This is a genomic window from Paraburkholderia sediminicola (genome assembly GCF_902859805.1).
Taxonomy (GTDB): domain Bacteria; phylum Pseudomonadota; class Gammaproteobacteria; order Burkholderiales; family Burkholderiaceae; genus Paraburkholderia; species Paraburkholderia sediminicola.
This window is the reverse complement of the sequence record NZ_CADIKC010000004.1, coordinates 232,055-246,195: the sequence shown is the minus strand read 5'-3', so window position 1 is coordinate 246,195 and position 14,141 is coordinate 232,055. Positions and strand designations below refer to the sequence as shown.

Below are 14,141 nucleotides of genomic sequence, written 5' to 3'. Positions count from 1 at the left end.
GCTTCTTGCAAGGAAAAAGCCGCCCGGGCAGTGCCGGGCGGCTTTTTTATCGTGCTTGTCGAACAGCGGCAGTCTGGCCTTAACGTCGATCGATCGAGTACTTGCCCGCACCGGTCACGCACAACAACAGCAGTCCGCCCATGATGCTGATGTTCTTGTAGAAGTGGATCATGTTGTCGTACTGAACCGCACCTGTCATGTTCCAGTAGTGATGGCCGATAATTGCCGTGCCGAGCGTATAGAGCGCCAGCAGCAGCGCAAGCGGACGCGTATAGAAGCCCACCAGCAGCGCAATGCCCACAACAAACTCCATCACGACGGCGATGGCCGCTGACAACTCAGGCGCAGGCGCGCCGGTCGACGTCATATAAGCGACAGTGCCGGAAAAGCCGGTCAGCTTCGACCAGCCGAACATCACGAACAGCACCATCAACAGGATACGGGCGACGAGAATGACTGTGTCTTTCTGGTTTTCAAATAGCGTATAGCGCATGATTTTTCTCTGTAGGTAAGGAAGGGTGCGGTTCGCCGCAAACTTCGCGGCGAGCCACGCCTAAGCCGGACAGATCTAACGACCCGATCGAGCCGCTTAAGCCCACAACTCCGATACTTCAATGTTACGCAGATCGAACACCAACACCTCCGCGTCGTGACCTTGCGTGAAGGTCAGGGCTTCTTCGCCGCGGACCCGCGCGCCGTCGCCTTCGCCAAGCTCGACGCCGTTCACCGTGACACTGCCGCGCGCCACGTGGATATAAGCATAGCGATTACTGGCCAGTTCGAGGCGCGCAGTTTCGTCACCGTCGAAAAGACCGGCATAGACCCGCGCATCCTGTTGCAGCACCAGCGAATCGTTCGCACCGTCCGGCGACATCACGAGGCGCAGCGCGCCGCGTTTCTCGGCCGCGCCAAAGCGACGTTGCTGATAGCGCGGCGTGGTGCCCTTTTGCGCCGGCGCAATCCAGATTTGCATGAAGTGCACCGGGTCGGTCTTCGAATGGTTGTATTCGCTATGCGCAACGCCTGTTCCTGCGCTCATCAACTGGATGTCGCCAGGCACGATCACCGAGCCGGTTCCCATCGTGTCCTTATGTTCCAGCGCGCCTTCCAGCACGTACGAAAAGATCTCCATGTCGCGGTGCGGGTGCTTGCCGAAACCCTGCGCGGGTGCGACGCGGTCGTCGTTGATCACAAGCAGATCGGAAAAACCGTTCTGCTTCGGATCGTGATAATTCGCGAAAGAAAACGTATGACGCGAGCTAAGCCAGCCGTGCTCCGCGCGGCCGCGTTGATTGGCGTGTCTGATTTCGAGCATCGTATTTCTCCTTGTTTCCGGTTGTGCGGTCCGGCCGGATGTTTGGCCGCGATCCATGAATGACAGTGTAGGTCAATCAGATTGCTTATAATCGGTTGCAAATAGGAAACACTGTCTCTACATGGTGGACAATGCGATGCAACTCGATGATATGCGGATCTTTGTCGCCACGGTCGACGCTCATAACTTCACCGCCGCGGCAAAGCGGCTGGCGCTGTCAAAGCAGTTCGTGAGCCGACGCGTGATGGCGCTGGAAGAGGCGCTTGGCGTGCAATTGCTGATCCGCAATACGCGCAAGCTGGCGGTGACCGAACTCGGGCAAGAGTTCTATGAACGGGCGCGGCGCATTCTCGGTGAGGTGGAAGACGCCGAGCAGGCAATGTCGTTGCGGCGTGCCGGGCCACGGGGGCTCTTGCGGATCAGTGCGCCGATGTCGTTTGGGATGACGCATTTGTCGCCCCTGGTGGCGGCCTTTCTGCGCGAGCATGGGGATGTGCGCTTCGATATGGAGTTGAGCGATCGTACTGTCGATGTGGTGGGAGAGGGGTTCGATATGGCGATTCGGATTGGCGCGTTGCCGGATTCCACGTTGATTGCGCAGAAGCTGGTGGATGTGAGGATGGTGGTGTGTTGTAGTCCGGGGTATGTGCGGCGGCGGGGCGCGCCTGTGGTGCCTGCTGACCTTGCTCGGCACTCATGTCTGTTGTATGGACATGGTGGGGTTGTGAGTTGGGATTTTGTTGTCGATGGAGTCTCGAAGGGGGTGGAGGTTAATGGGCCGCTTCGGGCTAATAATGGCGAATTGATTCGCGATGCGGCCGTGGCGGGGTTGGGGATTGTTCGGCTTCCTGATTTTATTGTTGCTGAGGCGGTTCAGGTTGGGAAGCTGGTGGCTGTGTTGGAAGAGTTTTTGCCTGCGGCGACTACTGTTTATGCTGTTTATCCGCAGCATCGGCAGAGCTCTGTTGGTATTCGGGTTTTTGTTGAGTTTTTACGGGGGGAGTTGAGGAAGAGGTTTGTTGCTTGATGTTTTTGCCTGGCCGGCGCTTGTTTGGCCGTGTTCCTGGGGTTTTGGCCTTTCCTTGATTTGCTAGTGGTCTATTAGCGTTGCCCCTGTGCGGGGCGGCACCTACTTTTCTTTGCTTGCCGCAAAGAAAAGTAGGCAAAAGAAAGCGGCTCAAACCACGCCTGCTAAGTGGGCACCGTAGCCGGCTACGGGTAGTGGTGCATCTGGAATCTGGGTTGGTGCACCTGCATACGCCAGTGACAAGGGTGTCATTCTTCCGGCGGCGCTTCGCGCGCCGAAGCGTATTTCTTTAAACCGATCGCTGCGGTTTAGTCTTCGGGGGCGCACGCTGTTTCGCGACATTTCGCGGAGCGGCGGCGGAGTTTGTCGCGGCAGTTTGACTGCCGTCCGCCACTCGCCGCTCACCACTCGCGGGCTTGCCGCTGCTTAGCCGTTCCGGAAAATGAAGCTGTAGCCGTTCAGTGCGGGCACGCCGCCCAAGTGTGCGTACAGCACCCGTGAGCCTTCCGGGAATTCGCCGTTTCGTACCATGTCGATCATGCCGTGCATCGATTTGCCCTCGTATACCGGGTCGGTCAGTACGCCCTCGAGGCGGGCGCACAGGCGGATTGCTTCCAGCGTTCCTTCGTTCGGCAAGCCGTATTCGGGGCCGGCGTAGCGTTCCTCCAGAACCACGTCCTTGCTCGTGATGTCGCGCTCCAGGCCGACTTTTTCGGCGGTCTGCCGGGCGATTCGGGTGATCTGCTCGCGCGTTTGTGCCGGTTTTGCGGAGGCGTCAATGCCGATCACGCGCTCGGCGCGGCCGTCGGCGGCGAAACCCACTACCATGCCGGCCTGGGTGCTGCCCGTCACGGAACACACGACGATGTAGTCGAATTTGAAGCCCAGCTCGGCTTCCTGCTGGCGTACTTCTTCGGCAAAGCCGACGAAGCCGAGGCCGCCCAGCGGATGGTCGGAACAGCCGGCCGGGATCGGGTAGGGCTTGCCGCCCGCAGCGCGCACGCTCTCCAATGCATCCTCCCAGCTCTTGCGAATGCCAATGTCGAAACCGTCGGCAACCAGGCGGACGTCCGCGCCCAGAATGCGCGACATCTGGATGTTGCCAACCCGGTCGTACACGGCGTCCGAATAGTTGACCCAGTTCTCCTGTACCAGCACGCACTTCATCCCCAGATGCGCCGCTACCGCCGCCACCTGGCGGGTCTGGTTCGACTGGATGCCGCCAATCGACACCAGCGTGTCACAACCCTGCGCCAACGCCTCCGGAATCAGATACTCCAGCTTGCGCGTCTTGTTGCCGCCGAAGGCAAAGCCGCTGTTGCAGTCCTCACGCTTCGCATAGAGATGCACCTTGCCGCCCAGGTGGTCGCTCAAACGTTTCAGCGGTTGGATCGGCGTGGGCCCGAAAGTCAGCGGGTAGCGAGGGAAACGTTGCAGGTTCATGGCAGCTCCGAATTTGTAGGTTTGACGCGCGCAGCAAGCAGTCGCGTTACAACAAATGGTAGGGAAAAGCGCTAGAAATGAGCTTGCAAATAAATTCTGTTCCGCATACTTTTAAAACTATCCAATCAAGAATGACCTAATAAAAATCCGGACAGGAACCCATGAGTGCAACAAAAGTTCGTAGAGCATCTATGACTGCCACCGGGGCTGCCGCCGCCTCATCCGCGGAAGCCGATCCGCTTCACGCGCTCGATCGCATCGACCGGGCGATCCTGCGTCAACTGCAAACCGATGCGTCGATCTCGAACGTCGCGTTAGCGGCCAAAGTCAAACTGAGTGCGCCCGCATGTCTGCGGCGCGTCGAGCGGCTGAAGGAATCGGGGCTGATTCGCGGCGTCGTCGCGCTGATCGACCCGAAGGCGGCGGGGGCGGGCATGCTGGTCATCATCGGCGTGGTGCTGGATCGGTCCACGCCGGAGTCGTTTGCCGAGTTCGAGAAAGCGGCGCAGAAGGTGGCGGGGTGCATGGAATGCCACGTCGTGACCGGCGAGTTCGACTATTTCATGACGATCCGCACGCGCGATAGCGACAGCTTCAACCGTTTGCATGCGGAACAGTTGCTCTATTTGCCGGGCGTCCGGCAAATCCGCTCGTTTATGGTGCTCAAGGAAATCCTGTCGACCACGAAATTTCCGCTGTAGTCGCTGCCGTCACCGAAAAAGACGAGCATGCTGTCATAAATGCGCTGGCCGGACGACTAAGTGTCGGGACCACTCGTGGGCGGTGCGCTTGGCGCCTGAACGGGCGGACAGTACGGACTTTCCGGGGCGATCATCATGGCGTGCAACAGACGGACATTCTTCAGGTTAATCGGCGCGGCTTCGCTTGCCGGCAGCACCGCGGCATGGCGTACGGCAGGCGCGGCGGAGTTAGGCACAGCAGCGGCCTACGAGGTCGCGCACAGCGACGCCGAATGGCACAAGCTGCTCACGGACGCGCAATTCCGCGTGTTGCGCGAAGCGGGCACGGAGCGCCCATTCAGCAGCCCGCTGAACGACGAGCACCGCGTCGGCACATTCGCGTGCGCCGGCTGCGCGCTGCCGCTGTTTTCGTCGAAAACAAAGTTCGATAGCGGCACCGGCTGGCCGAGTTTCTGGCAGCCGATGGATCACGCGGTCATCACGCATACCGACAAGTCGTTCGGCATGACGCGCGACGAAGTGCTGTGCCGGCGCTGCGGCGGCCATCTGGGTCACGTATTCGACGACGGCCCCAAACCGACCGGCCTGCGCTATTGCATGAACGGCCTCGCGTTGACTTTCACGCCTGCCGCGCACGGCACGAGTTGATCGGATCAGGACGGACATCATGAACATCGAGAAACGTATCACCGGCAAACCGGCCCGCTCGCGCGGGGCGGCCATCGCGATTTCGGTCGGGCTTGGCGCGCTGGCGCTGCTGCTGGCGCAGCGCATGGCATTCTCGTCGGAAGCCGGGGTTGTCATTGCGCCGCCCGCAGTTGACGAACCGATCTCCGCCACGACCGCGCACGAAGAAACCGCCGTATTCGCGGGCGGCTGTTTCTGGGGCGTGCAGGGCGTGTTCCAGCACGTACGGGGCGTCACCAGGGCCGTGTCGGGCTATTCGGGCGGCCAGCGCGACACCGCACAGTACGAGACCGTCAGTGGTGGCGAAACCGGCCATGCGGAATCCGTGCAGGTCACGTTCGACCCCACCAAGGTCACCTATGGACAGTTGCTACAGGTCTACTTTTCAGTGATTCAGGACCCGACCGAGTTGAACCGTCAGGGGCCGGACAGCGGCACGCAATACCGCTCGGCCGTGTTTCCGTTGAATGACACGCAGCGGCACGTCGCGCAAGGCTACATCGCGCAACTCGAGAAGGCGCATGCCTTCCCGGCGCCGATCGTCACGAAAACCGAGACGTTCAAGGGCTTCTATCCGGCCGAGTCCTACCATCAGAACTACCTGACCTTGCATCCAAACTCAGCGTATATCGCCATCAACGACATGCCGAAGGTCGCCAACCTGAAGCGTCTGTTTCCGAATCTCTATCGCGACAAGGCCGTGCTGGTCGAAGCGGCGCAGTAAAAGACGAGCGCCGCACCGGCGGTTATCTTCCCTTGCTTTGCTTGCCGGCGCCGCATCGCGCGGCGCCGGCCACTCTTTTTTTGTGGTTGTATTCTGCCTGTCATCATTGCCACGGCACGCTTGTCAGCGTCCGTCGGTCCGTCCTTCCGTATCTCCGATCAGAGTCGACTCCCCAGCGACCAGGCCCGCATTTTGCACAGGAGCGTGCGTCGGCAAATCTTTCGCACGTATCTGTTCATACAATTGCCCCATTGACAGGGCGGCATCAGGACCGAGCGGTGCGTTTTGCCGGGCAATGTGTGTCGTTTGCTGAAAAAATTACATGCCGTGCGTAGTAATGCGGCGGTTGCCCGAATGGTGTTCAATCCGTTGTGGACTTCGGGCGGGAACATAAACCTCTTCGCGATACGCGAGAAACGGAGGCTTCTGGTGTTGATCAGCCGTAGAAAGCGAATTGGCAAGATTCGCAATAAACAAACAAGCATCGCGGCAACATCTCTGGTCGCCGTGACCCTCGGCGGTATTGGCATTCTGCCGGGTTCGGCTCAGGCCCAAACCCCTTCGCCACTGGGCGAATGGCAGTACTCCGTGGGTATTCCGCTGCAGAAGATGTGGCAGCCCGACATTCCGGACTGGCAACTGCGTGTCGGCGCGGCGACGTCGTTCCAGCCGCGTTACGAGGGCTCCGACCGGTATCACGTGATGGGCGGTCCGAGCATCGACGTGCGCTACAAGGATCTGTTCTTCTTTTCGAGCGGCGAAGGCCTCGGGGTCAACTTCGCCCAGGGGCAGAACTGGCGCGCAAGTCTCGCAGCCGTCTACGATCTCGGACGTCGTGCGCACGACGATCCGCAGGAGTTGAACGGCCTCGGCAACATCAATCCGGCGCCGGGCGTCAAACTCTCTGGCGAATACGTCATATCGAAAGACTTTCCGCTCGTGCTGCGCGCCGACGTGCGGCGCTATTTCGGCGGTTCGAACGGCTGGATCGGCGATCTGGGCGCCTACCTGCCGATGCCGGGCAGCACCAAGAAATTCTTCTGGTTCGCCGGGCCGAACGTAACGCTCGCGGACTCCAACTATATGAACAGCTGGTACGGCGTGAATCAGAACCAGGCGGCGCACTCGCAATACTCGCAGTATCACGCGAGTGCCGGTTTCAAGTCGGTGGGTTTTGGCATTAGCGCGGTGTGGCTGTTCGACAAGCACTGGTTTGCGACTGCCGACGGCGCATTCGAACAACTGGTCGGCAGCGCGGGCAATAGTCCGATCACGCACACGAGGGCCACCGGCGTGGCAGACATCTCCATCAACTATCGCTTCTGATTCAGCGGTTCTCTGGTTCTCTGGTTCTCTATTTGACGATGTTGACGGTATGGACGCAGGCGCGCGATTCCGGCGCGCCGCCTCTTCTTTAGTTCCTCAGTCATCAGTCTGCTCCAGCAGCAAATCCAATCCGCGATCGAGTGTTCGCGGGTACATCGCTTGCTGCCTTCTTCGGGTGCGTTAAACCGGACATTCCCCGGCGCGCCCGAACGCGAGGAGCAGATCTCATGGCAGGAAAGACGAACACGCAGAAGACCGCAACGAAGCCCGCAACGAAGCCCGGACAAGCCAACGATCCGAAGTCGAAGGATCTCGAACAGTTTCGCGTCAGTCCCGAAGGTGAGGCGCTGCGAACCAATCAGGGCGTGAAGATCGCCGACAATCAGAACACCTTGCGCGCCGGTCCGCGCGGCCCCTCGCTGCTTGAAGATTTCATCATGCGCGAGAAGATCACGCACTTCGACCACGAACGTATCCCCGAGCGCATCGTCCATGCGCGAGGATCGGCAGCCCACGGCGTGTTCCAGGTGTACGAGTCGATGAGCGAGTTCACCAAGGCTGCGTTCCTGCAGAACCCGAACGAGCAGACGCCGGTCTATGTCCGTTTCTCGACGGTGCAGGGCCCGCGCGGTTCGGCCGATACCGTCCGCGACGTACGCGGCTTCGCGGTGAAGTTCTACACGCAGGAAGGTAATTACGATCTGGTCGGCAACAACATGCCGGTCTTCTTCATTCAGGACGCCATCAAATTTCCGGACTTCGTGCATGCGGTAAAACCGGAAGCGCCAAATGAAATGCCGACCGGCGGCTCCGCGCACGATACCTTCTGGGACTTCGTATCGCTCGTGCCTGAGTCCGCGCATATGGTGTTGTGGACCATGTCGGACCGTGCGATTCCGCGCAGCCTTCGCACTATGGAAGGCTTCGGCATTCACACGTTCCGTTTCGTGAATGCGCAAGGCAAGGGGCGTTTCGTCAAATTCCACTGGCGCCCGGTGCTGGGCTCGTATTCGCTGCTGTGGGACGAAGCGCAGAAGCTGGCCGGCAAGGATCCGGATTTCCACAGGCGCGACTTGTGGGAATCGATTGAAAGAGGCGACTTCCCCGAGTTCGAACTCGGCGTGCAGATTGTCGAGGAAAAGGATGAGCACAAGTTCGACTTCGACCTGCTCGATCCAACCAAGTTGATTCCGGAGGAACTGGTGCCGGTGAAGATCATCGGCAAGATGACGCTCAATCGCAATCCGGACAATTTCTTCGCCGAAACCGAGCAGGTTGCGTTCCATCCGGGGCACATCGTGCCGGGTCTGGACTTCTCGAACGATCCGCTATTGCAAGGCCGTTTGTTCTCGTACACCGACACGCAGATCAGCCGCCTCGGCGGACCGAATTTCCACGAGATTCCGATCAACCGGCCGGTATGTCCGTTCAATAACAATCAGCGCGATGCGATGCACCGCCAGACGATCAACGTCGGGCAGGCTTCGTACGAGCCGAATTCGGTGAGTGGCGGCTGGCCGAAGGAAACCGACCCGGCGCCGTCGGATGGTGGCTTCGAAAGCTATCCGGAGCGCGTGGAAGGTAACAAGATTCGTGTGCGTAGCGAGTCGTTCGCCGATCATTTCTCGCAGGCCGCAATGTTCTACAACAGCATGTCTGAACCAGAGAAAGACCATATCGCCGCGGCTTACCAGTTCGAACTCGGCAAGGTCACCAAGCCGGAGATTCGCGCGCGCGTGGTCAACGAGATTCTGGCCAATTTCGACGCGGGGCTTGCTGCGAAGGTGGCCGAAGGTCTCGGCTTGCCCGCGCCGAAGAAGGGCACGGCGAAGCTCAAGGGGACTAAAGCGTCGGCTGCACTGAGTCTGCTCAATCGCGTGAAGCCCGGCATCAAGACCTGCAAGATCGCTTTGCTGGCTGCGCCGGGTTCCGATGGCGCGGCGATCAAAAAGCTGCAGCAGGCGTTGCAAGGCGAGGGCGCGGCGCCGATGTTGATCGCGCCGACCCTTGCCGCCATCGACGGCATGGCGCCGGACGCAACGATTGCCGGCTTGCCGTCGATCATGTTCGACGCAGTGATCGTGGTGGGTGGTGAGGCGGGCGCGAAGAAGCTGGCGCAATCGGGCGACGCACGGCATTTCGTGCTCGAAGCGTTCAGGCACCTGAAGGCGATTGCGGCCATCGGCGCGGGGCGTGACGTGCTGGCTGCGGCGCACTTGCCGGCCAATGCCGATGGCGTGGCAACCGGCGACGACAAGCAGGCTGCCGAGGTGCTGAAGACCTTCATCAAGGTGGCGGGACAGCATCGCGTGTGGTCGCGTGCCGCACAGGCGGAGACGGTGCCGGCGTAATTCAGCCAGCCCCGTCCTGCATCTGCACGGCGGGAATGTCAGCGTCAGCGCTGACGAAACGATCAGGGCTGTGTTTACGATTGGATTGCCGAGGATGGTGATGTTGGTGCGCGGGTCCTTCAACGGGCGAGAGTGAATCCTTTCTGCAGTCGTTGTGCATACAACGAGGCCACCGTCTGGTTCACGAGATCGATGATGCGCCTCATCCGCGCGAACTGTCGCGCAGATGCAGCCCCGCTGCCGCCGCGAAAAAGCCTAGCGCAGCGACACAGACACCCGGCCATCCCCAATGCGCGAGCGCCGGCCCGGCGATGGTGGCGCCTGCCGCGCTGCCGACAAAAAAGAGGCCCGTATAGAGCCCATTCACCCGGCCACGCGATTCGGGTGCGAGCAGATTGATTGCGCGCCTGCCGAGCGCCTGATCGGCAATCACGCCACCGTCGATAAAGAAGGCAGCCACGGCCAGCATGGCGATCGATGCGACGCGCGACACACCCGAAGTCAGCGCCAATGCCGCCAGCAGCGCGGCCACGATGGTGACCGCATGAGCGAGCAGGGTAGCGGGCTTCGACCAGCCCCTGTCGCCGGCACGGCCCGCCAATGGCGCGATGAACACGCTGCCGCCGCCGGCTAACGCGAACAGCGCGACAGAGGTGCTGTTCAACCCGAGCGGCGCACGCGTCAGGACGATGGCAACGCTGCTCCAGAATGCATTGAAGCCGGCCATGAGCAGGCCCTGATACAGCGCCCGGCGGCGCAGCACCGGCTCATGCGCCACCAGTCGCACCATCGACGCCAATAACGCGGCATAGGGCGGCGCGCCGACAGGGCGGCTATCCGGCAACCGTGGCAGCACGGCAAGCGTGACTGCGGCGAGCAGCATCGCATCGGCTGCGTAGAACGCGCGCCAGCCGAGTGCGCCGCCGATCACACTGGCAAGCGGGCGCGACAACAGAATGCCGAGCATCAAACCGCTCATCACATTACCGACGACCTTGCCCCGCGAAGCCGGCGGCGCAAGCGCCGCTGCTGCGGGCACCAGCATCTGCACGACACTCGATGTGACGCCGACGGCGAACGACGCCGCCAGAAACACCGGTGCGAGCGGCGCAACAGCGGCCAGCGCAAGGCACGCGATCTGGGCGAACAACGTCGCCGCAATCAGAGGCCGATTGGGCAAGCGGTCGATCAGCGGTACAAGCCCGACGAGGCCGACCGCATAGCCAAACAGCGTCAATGCGGTGACGAGCGTGGTCCATGCGCCGAGATGCAGCGAGACGTCGAGCGGGCCGATCAACGTTTGTGACGCATACAGGGGCAGCACGGCGACCGCGACCATGGCGGCGAAGCGCGCGGTCGGAACGCTCTCAGCCGGCGGCGTGGCCGTTTGGGCGGCCGTCGGGCATTGAATCGTGGATGAGTCCATCGTCGCGCTACCCGTAAAGTCGAAGTGAATCGATGCTACTCTCACGTCAGACAAACACAATTCGCACTGAATTGGATACATCCTCACGATAAATGGGAGAATCGCCGATGGATGCATTGCGCGATCTGGAAACCTTGGTGGCAGTGGTCGAGGAAGGCAGTCTGACGAACGCCGCGCGCCGGCTTGGCCGGTCGCTGCAGGCTGTCAGCCGTTCGCTTCAGGTGCTCGAACGGGCGCACGGATCGACCCTGATCGTGCGAACCACCCGCACTTCCCAGCCGAGCGAGGCCGGTATGCGTTTTTACGAGCGAGTCAAAGGCGCGCTGACCGAACTCGAACTGGCGCGCACCGAACTCGCGGAGGAATTGCACAGGCTCACCGGGCGATTGCGCATCAATGCGCCCACGCTGTTCGGACCCAAATTCGTCGCGCCGCTTGCCGCGGAGTTTTTGCAGCGTCATCCGCAACTGGCGTTGTCGCTCGATCTGAGCGACGAGTATCGCGATCCTGCAGAGACCGGCGCAGACGTGACGATCCGCATTGGCGAAATACCTGATTCACGGCTGGTGGCGCGACGGATCGGCACGCTTCGGCGGGTGGTGTTCGCCGCGCCGGCTTATCTTGCGGAACGCGGTAGGCCATCCCATCCGCGGGATCTGGCGAGACACGATTGTGTCGTTCGAACGGGCGCGCGGCATCCCGTGCGGTGGATATTCATGTCGCCGGAGGGCAACGAAATTGCGGTGAACGTGGCGGGGCGCTTTGACAGCAATCAGGTTGCGGCGGTGAATGCGGGCGTGCTGGGTGGTATGGGGGTTGGGATCGCTGCCTTCTGGCAGATTCAGGAGTGGATCGAAGCAGGCAGGGTTGAGGTTCTGCTCACGGATTTTCCGCTGACACCTTTGCCCTTGCATGCGATGTGGACGAGGACGCGGCGGCTGCCACAGCGGACGCGGCTACTGGTCGATTTCCTCGCCGTCAAGTTGGGGACGTTGTAGTTTTATCGGCAGCCGAAGGCTTTGCGAGGACTCGGCGGCGTGAGAAGGTTTCGCCGCGAAGGCAGCGCGGCATCAGGTGTAATGCTCCATTGTGCTACGCTTGCCGGACCAAACTCCATGTAGCGTGACCTCGCCATTATCATGCGTTCCTGGCGTATATCCACACCGGCCCGCAGCGGGCAAATCAACACGTCGCGTGTTACCGACCTCGTCGTGTCGATCTCACATGACGACCCGGATGCGCTTGCTGCAAGCATTCTGAAGACGGTTGGCGACACGCTTCCTGTTTCGCAGTGCACCATCTTCGCCTATGAGTTCGATGCGAGGCCGCGCACCGTCTCCGCCGCCGACCATCGCGGCGGCCGCTTCCTGCGCGATGTCGCCGATCGCTACGCCACACACTTCTATGCGCTCGACGGAAACCGAGCGATCGTCGGCCGCCCGCAAGCGAAGCAGGCGCACGCGGCGTTAGTGCTGCATCAGCAGCAAAGCGAAGAAATCGAAAACGAGGCCTACCGCGCCGCCTGCTACGCGCAGCCCAACGTGTCTGACCGGCTGTCGCTGCTTTTGCAACCCATGGAAAGCGTCTGGCTGTCGATCAATCTGTATCGTGACAGCGCATACGGCATGTTTCAGCCAGGCGAACTGGAGCATGTGGAAAGCATGGCGCACTTGTTCGCGCACGCTGCAAAAAGCCATTACGCGCTCAATGGGCAGCATCATCAAGGCACGGCAGCCGCGATGCTGGCACGGGTGAGACGTGCCTGCCCGGCGCTGACGCCGCGCGAGATCGACGTGCTGCGCGGCACGCTCGAAGGCGCAAACGCTGCCGAGATCGCGGAGCAAATGGGCGTCAAAGCTACCAGCGTAATTACGTATCAGAAGCGTGCTTACGCGCGGTTGGGGATTTCCAGCCAGCGCCAGTTGTTCGCGCTATGTCTGCAGCCTGAGCAGTCTTGAGCGGGCGCGCCGAAATTGCAGCCGTAGAAGAACAGCCGAAGCGCCGTGGAACTCGCACCAAACGATCATCCGCGCTTTGCCCGTGCATCAGCCTGTGTCTCGCGATCCCAGCGCTTCAGCCACGGCATGATGAATTCCGCGAATCCGTCCGCGGGCGGTGACAGCGCACGTTCGGTCGAACGATACACACACACTTCACGGATCGTTTCAGGATCGACGATCCGCTTCATCACCAGCCCGAAGGTTCGCGCGAGCGGCGCCACGTACGCAGGCGCGAGTGTCACGGCAAGCCCCTGCGACGCCAGACCGAACGCTGTCGTCACGTTATCCACCACGTCCACCGGAATGATGCGCGCCTCGGCCGGCAGATTAGCCAGCATCTGTTCGACCGCACGCTCGTGGTCGCGGCCGGTGGCAACAATGGGCACGCCGCGCAGGTGCTGCCACTCCACCCGGCGCCGTGTGCTCAACGGATGTGCCGGTGCGCACCACATCACCCATGGACTCGCGAAGGCTGGATCGCAACGCACTCGCGTACCGCTCTGACGATCCGGGCCGATCGCGAGATCCACGTCGCCACTTTCCACACGTTCCACCAATTGCTCGACCACGGTGTCGCAAATGCGCACGACCACTTTCGGTTTATCGCGCGCATATTCGGCGATGGCCGCCGGCAGCGCGGTCGCCGCGAGTACCAGCGGCGCGCCGACTCGCACGATCCCGGCCGCGCGATTGCGGATGTCGTCGGCGGATTGGGCGGCGGCGCGCACATAGCGCAACACCGACTCGGCCGACGACAGAAAATCCTGCCCCGCACTCGACAGATTGACGCGCCGCGTCGTACGGTCGAAGAGGCGAAAGCCCAGTTCCGTTTCCAGTTCGGCCAGCAACTGACTGACCGCTGACGAGGTCAGCCCGAGCCGTTCCGCCGCCGCGCCGATGCTGTGCAAATCGACGATGGCGAGAAACGCTTCGAACTGACGGATGGTGACGCGTGTGAGTGGCATCAGGCGATTCTAAAGAAAAACTTACGAATCGTGAAAAATCGATTGATTGTGCGCAGCGAGCCATTGACCGACACTCGTCCCCATCGACGCGAAGCTGGAAACCCGCTTAGACTTCCGACTCGCCCACGCTGCTACGACCAGGCTGCGCCGGTTCACACTCAGGGTATACGCAGGCC

13 protein-coding genes are annotated in these 14,141 nt (G+C 61.2%); 8 read left to right on the top strand and 5 right to left on the bottom strand.

Features of this window, described 5'->3' with window-relative positions; all coding sequences use genetic code 11:
* Positions 1-79: 79 nt before the first annotated feature.
* On the bottom strand, positions 80-493 hold the full coding sequence (locus R8871_RS17105; protein ID WP_175051512.1) for a DoxX family protein: 414 nt from the start codon (positions 491-493) through the stop codon (positions 80-82).
* 96 nt (positions 494-589) lie between these two features.
* Positions 590-1,315: a pirin family protein gene (locus tag R8871_RS17100; protein ID WP_175051511.1), complete on the bottom strand. Its 726-nt coding sequence runs from the start codon at positions 1,313-1,315 to the stop codon at positions 590-592.
* Between the two features lie 136 nt (positions 1,316-1,451).
* On the opposite strand from R8871_RS17100, the gene R8871_RS17095 reads away from it, so the two are divergent.
* Positions 1,452-2,342, top strand: a complete 891-nt coding sequence (locus R8871_RS17095) for a LysR family transcriptional regulator (RefSeq protein WP_175051510.1) — start codon at positions 1,452-1,454, stop codon at positions 2,340-2,342.
* Positions 2,343-2,768: 426 nt separating this feature from the next.
* Here R8871_RS17095 and R8871_RS17090 read toward each other — a convergent pair whose 3' ends face one another.
* Positions 2,769-3,785 carry a 1-aminocyclopropane-1-carboxylate deaminase gene (locus R8871_RS17090; protein WP_175051509.1) on the bottom strand — a complete coding sequence of 339 codons (1,017 nt, stop codon included), beginning with the start codon at positions 3,783-3,785 and terminating at the stop codon, positions 2,769-2,771.
* A gap of 161 nt (positions 3,786-3,946) precedes the next feature.
* Here R8871_RS17090 and R8871_RS17085 point away from each other — a divergent pair, with 161 nt between their 5' ends.
* The 5 genes from R8871_RS17085 to katE all read left to right on the top strand — a co-directional run bounded on the left by R8871_RS17085 (position 3,947) and on the right by katE (position 9,574).
* Complete coding sequence (locus tag R8871_RS17085) at positions 3,947-4,486, top strand: Lrp/AsnC family transcriptional regulator (protein ID WP_175051508.1); 540 nt, start codon at positions 3,947-3,949, stop codon at positions 4,484-4,486.
* A gap of 135 nt (positions 4,487-4,621) precedes the next feature.
* A complete protein-coding gene (gene msrB, locus R8871_RS17080; RefSeq protein WP_175051507.1) occupies positions 4,622-5,134 on the top strand; it encodes a peptide-methionine (R)-S-oxide reductase MsrB in 513 nt (170 codons plus the stop codon).
* A 19-nt stretch (positions 5,135-5,153) separates the two neighbouring features.
* Positions 5,154-5,897 carry a peptide-methionine (S)-S-oxide reductase MsrA gene (gene msrA / locus R8871_RS17075; RefSeq protein WP_175051506.1) on the top strand — a complete coding sequence of 248 codons (744 nt, stop codon included), beginning with the start codon at positions 5,154-5,156 and terminating at the stop codon, positions 5,895-5,897.
* Between the two features lie 429 nt (positions 5,898-6,326).
* Positions 6,327-7,223, top strand: coding sequence for a MipA/OmpV family protein (locus R8871_RS17070; RefSeq protein WP_175051505.1), 897 nt, complete (start codon positions 6,327-6,329; stop codon positions 7,221-7,223).
* 227 nt (positions 7,224-7,450) lie between these two features.
* The gene (katE, locus tag R8871_RS17065) at positions 7,451-9,574 is read left to right on the top strand and encodes a catalase HPII (protein ID WP_175051504.1); all 2,124 of its coding nucleotides are present in this window, start codon (positions 7,451-7,453) and stop codon (positions 9,572-9,574) included.
* A 202-nt stretch (positions 9,575-9,776) separates the two neighbouring features.
* Here the strand turns inward: katE and R8871_RS17060 are convergent, their stop codons facing one another.
* On the bottom strand, positions 9,777-11,000 hold the full coding sequence (locus tag R8871_RS17060; protein ID WP_175051503.1) for an MFS transporter: 1,224 nt from the start codon (positions 10,998-11,000) through the stop codon (positions 9,777-9,779).
* Between the two features lie 107 nt (positions 11,001-11,107).
* On the opposite strand from R8871_RS17060, the gene R8871_RS17055 reads away from it, so the two are divergent.
* Together R8871_RS17055 and R8871_RS17050 are read left to right on the top strand one after the other, a co-directional pair.
* On the top strand, positions 11,108-11,998 hold the full coding sequence (locus R8871_RS17055) for a LysR family transcriptional regulator (protein ID WP_175051502.1): 891 nt from the start codon (positions 11,108-11,110) through the stop codon (positions 11,996-11,998).
* 141 nt (positions 11,999-12,139) lie between these two features.
* Positions 12,140-12,958, top strand: a complete 819-nt coding sequence (locus R8871_RS17050; RefSeq protein WP_175051501.1) for a helix-turn-helix transcriptional regulator — start codon at positions 12,140-12,142, stop codon at positions 12,956-12,958.
* Between the two features lie 65 nt (positions 12,959-13,023).
* Here the strand turns inward: R8871_RS17050 and R8871_RS17045 are convergent, their stop codons facing one another.
* Complete coding sequence (locus tag R8871_RS17045; protein ID WP_175051500.1) at positions 13,024-13,965, bottom strand: LysR family transcriptional regulator; 942 nt, start codon at positions 13,963-13,965, stop codon at positions 13,024-13,026.
* Between the last annotated feature and the right edge of the window lie 176 nt (positions 13,966-14,141).

Coding starts and splice junctions, on each gene's coding strand:
- R8871_RS17095 (WP_175051510.1), top strand. CDS start 1,452: ATGCAACTCGATGATATGCGGATCTTTGTCGCCACGGTCGACGCTCAT.
- R8871_RS17045 (WP_175051500.1), bottom strand. CDS start 13,965: ATGCCACTCACACGCGTCACCATCCGTCAGTTCGAAGCGTTTCTCGCC.
- R8871_RS17105 (WP_175051512.1), bottom strand. CDS start 493: ATGCGCTATACGCTATTTGAAAACCAGAAAGACACAGTCATTCTCGTC.
- R8871_RS17060 (WP_175051503.1), bottom strand. CDS start 11,000: ATGGACTCATCCACGATTCAATGCCCGACGGCCGCCCAAACGGCCACG.
- msrB (WP_175051507.1), top strand. CDS start 4,622: ATGGCGTGCAACAGACGGACATTCTTCAGGTTAATCGGCGCGGCTTCG.
- R8871_RS17050 (WP_175051501.1), top strand. CDS start 12,140: ATGCGTTCCTGGCGTATATCCACACCGGCCCGCAGCGGGCAAATCAAC.
- R8871_RS17055 (WP_175051502.1), top strand. CDS start 11,108: ATGGATGCATTGCGCGATCTGGAAACCTTGGTGGCAGTGGTCGAGGAA.
- R8871_RS17085 (WP_175051508.1), top strand. CDS start 3,947: ATGAGTGCAACAAAAGTTCGTAGAGCATCTATGACTGCCACCGGGGCT.
- katE (WP_175051504.1), top strand. CDS start 7,451: ATGGCAGGAAAGACGAACACGCAGAAGACCGCAACGAAGCCCGCAACG.
- R8871_RS17090 (WP_175051509.1), bottom strand. CDS start 3,785: ATGAACCTGCAACGTTTCCCTCGCTACCCGCTGACTTTCGGGCCCACG.
- R8871_RS17100 (WP_175051511.1), bottom strand. CDS start 1,315: ATGCTCGAAATCAGACACGCCAATCAACGCGGCCGCGCGGAGCACGGC.
- msrA (WP_175051506.1), top strand. CDS start 5,154: ATGAACATCGAGAAACGTATCACCGGCAAACCGGCCCGCTCGCGCGGG.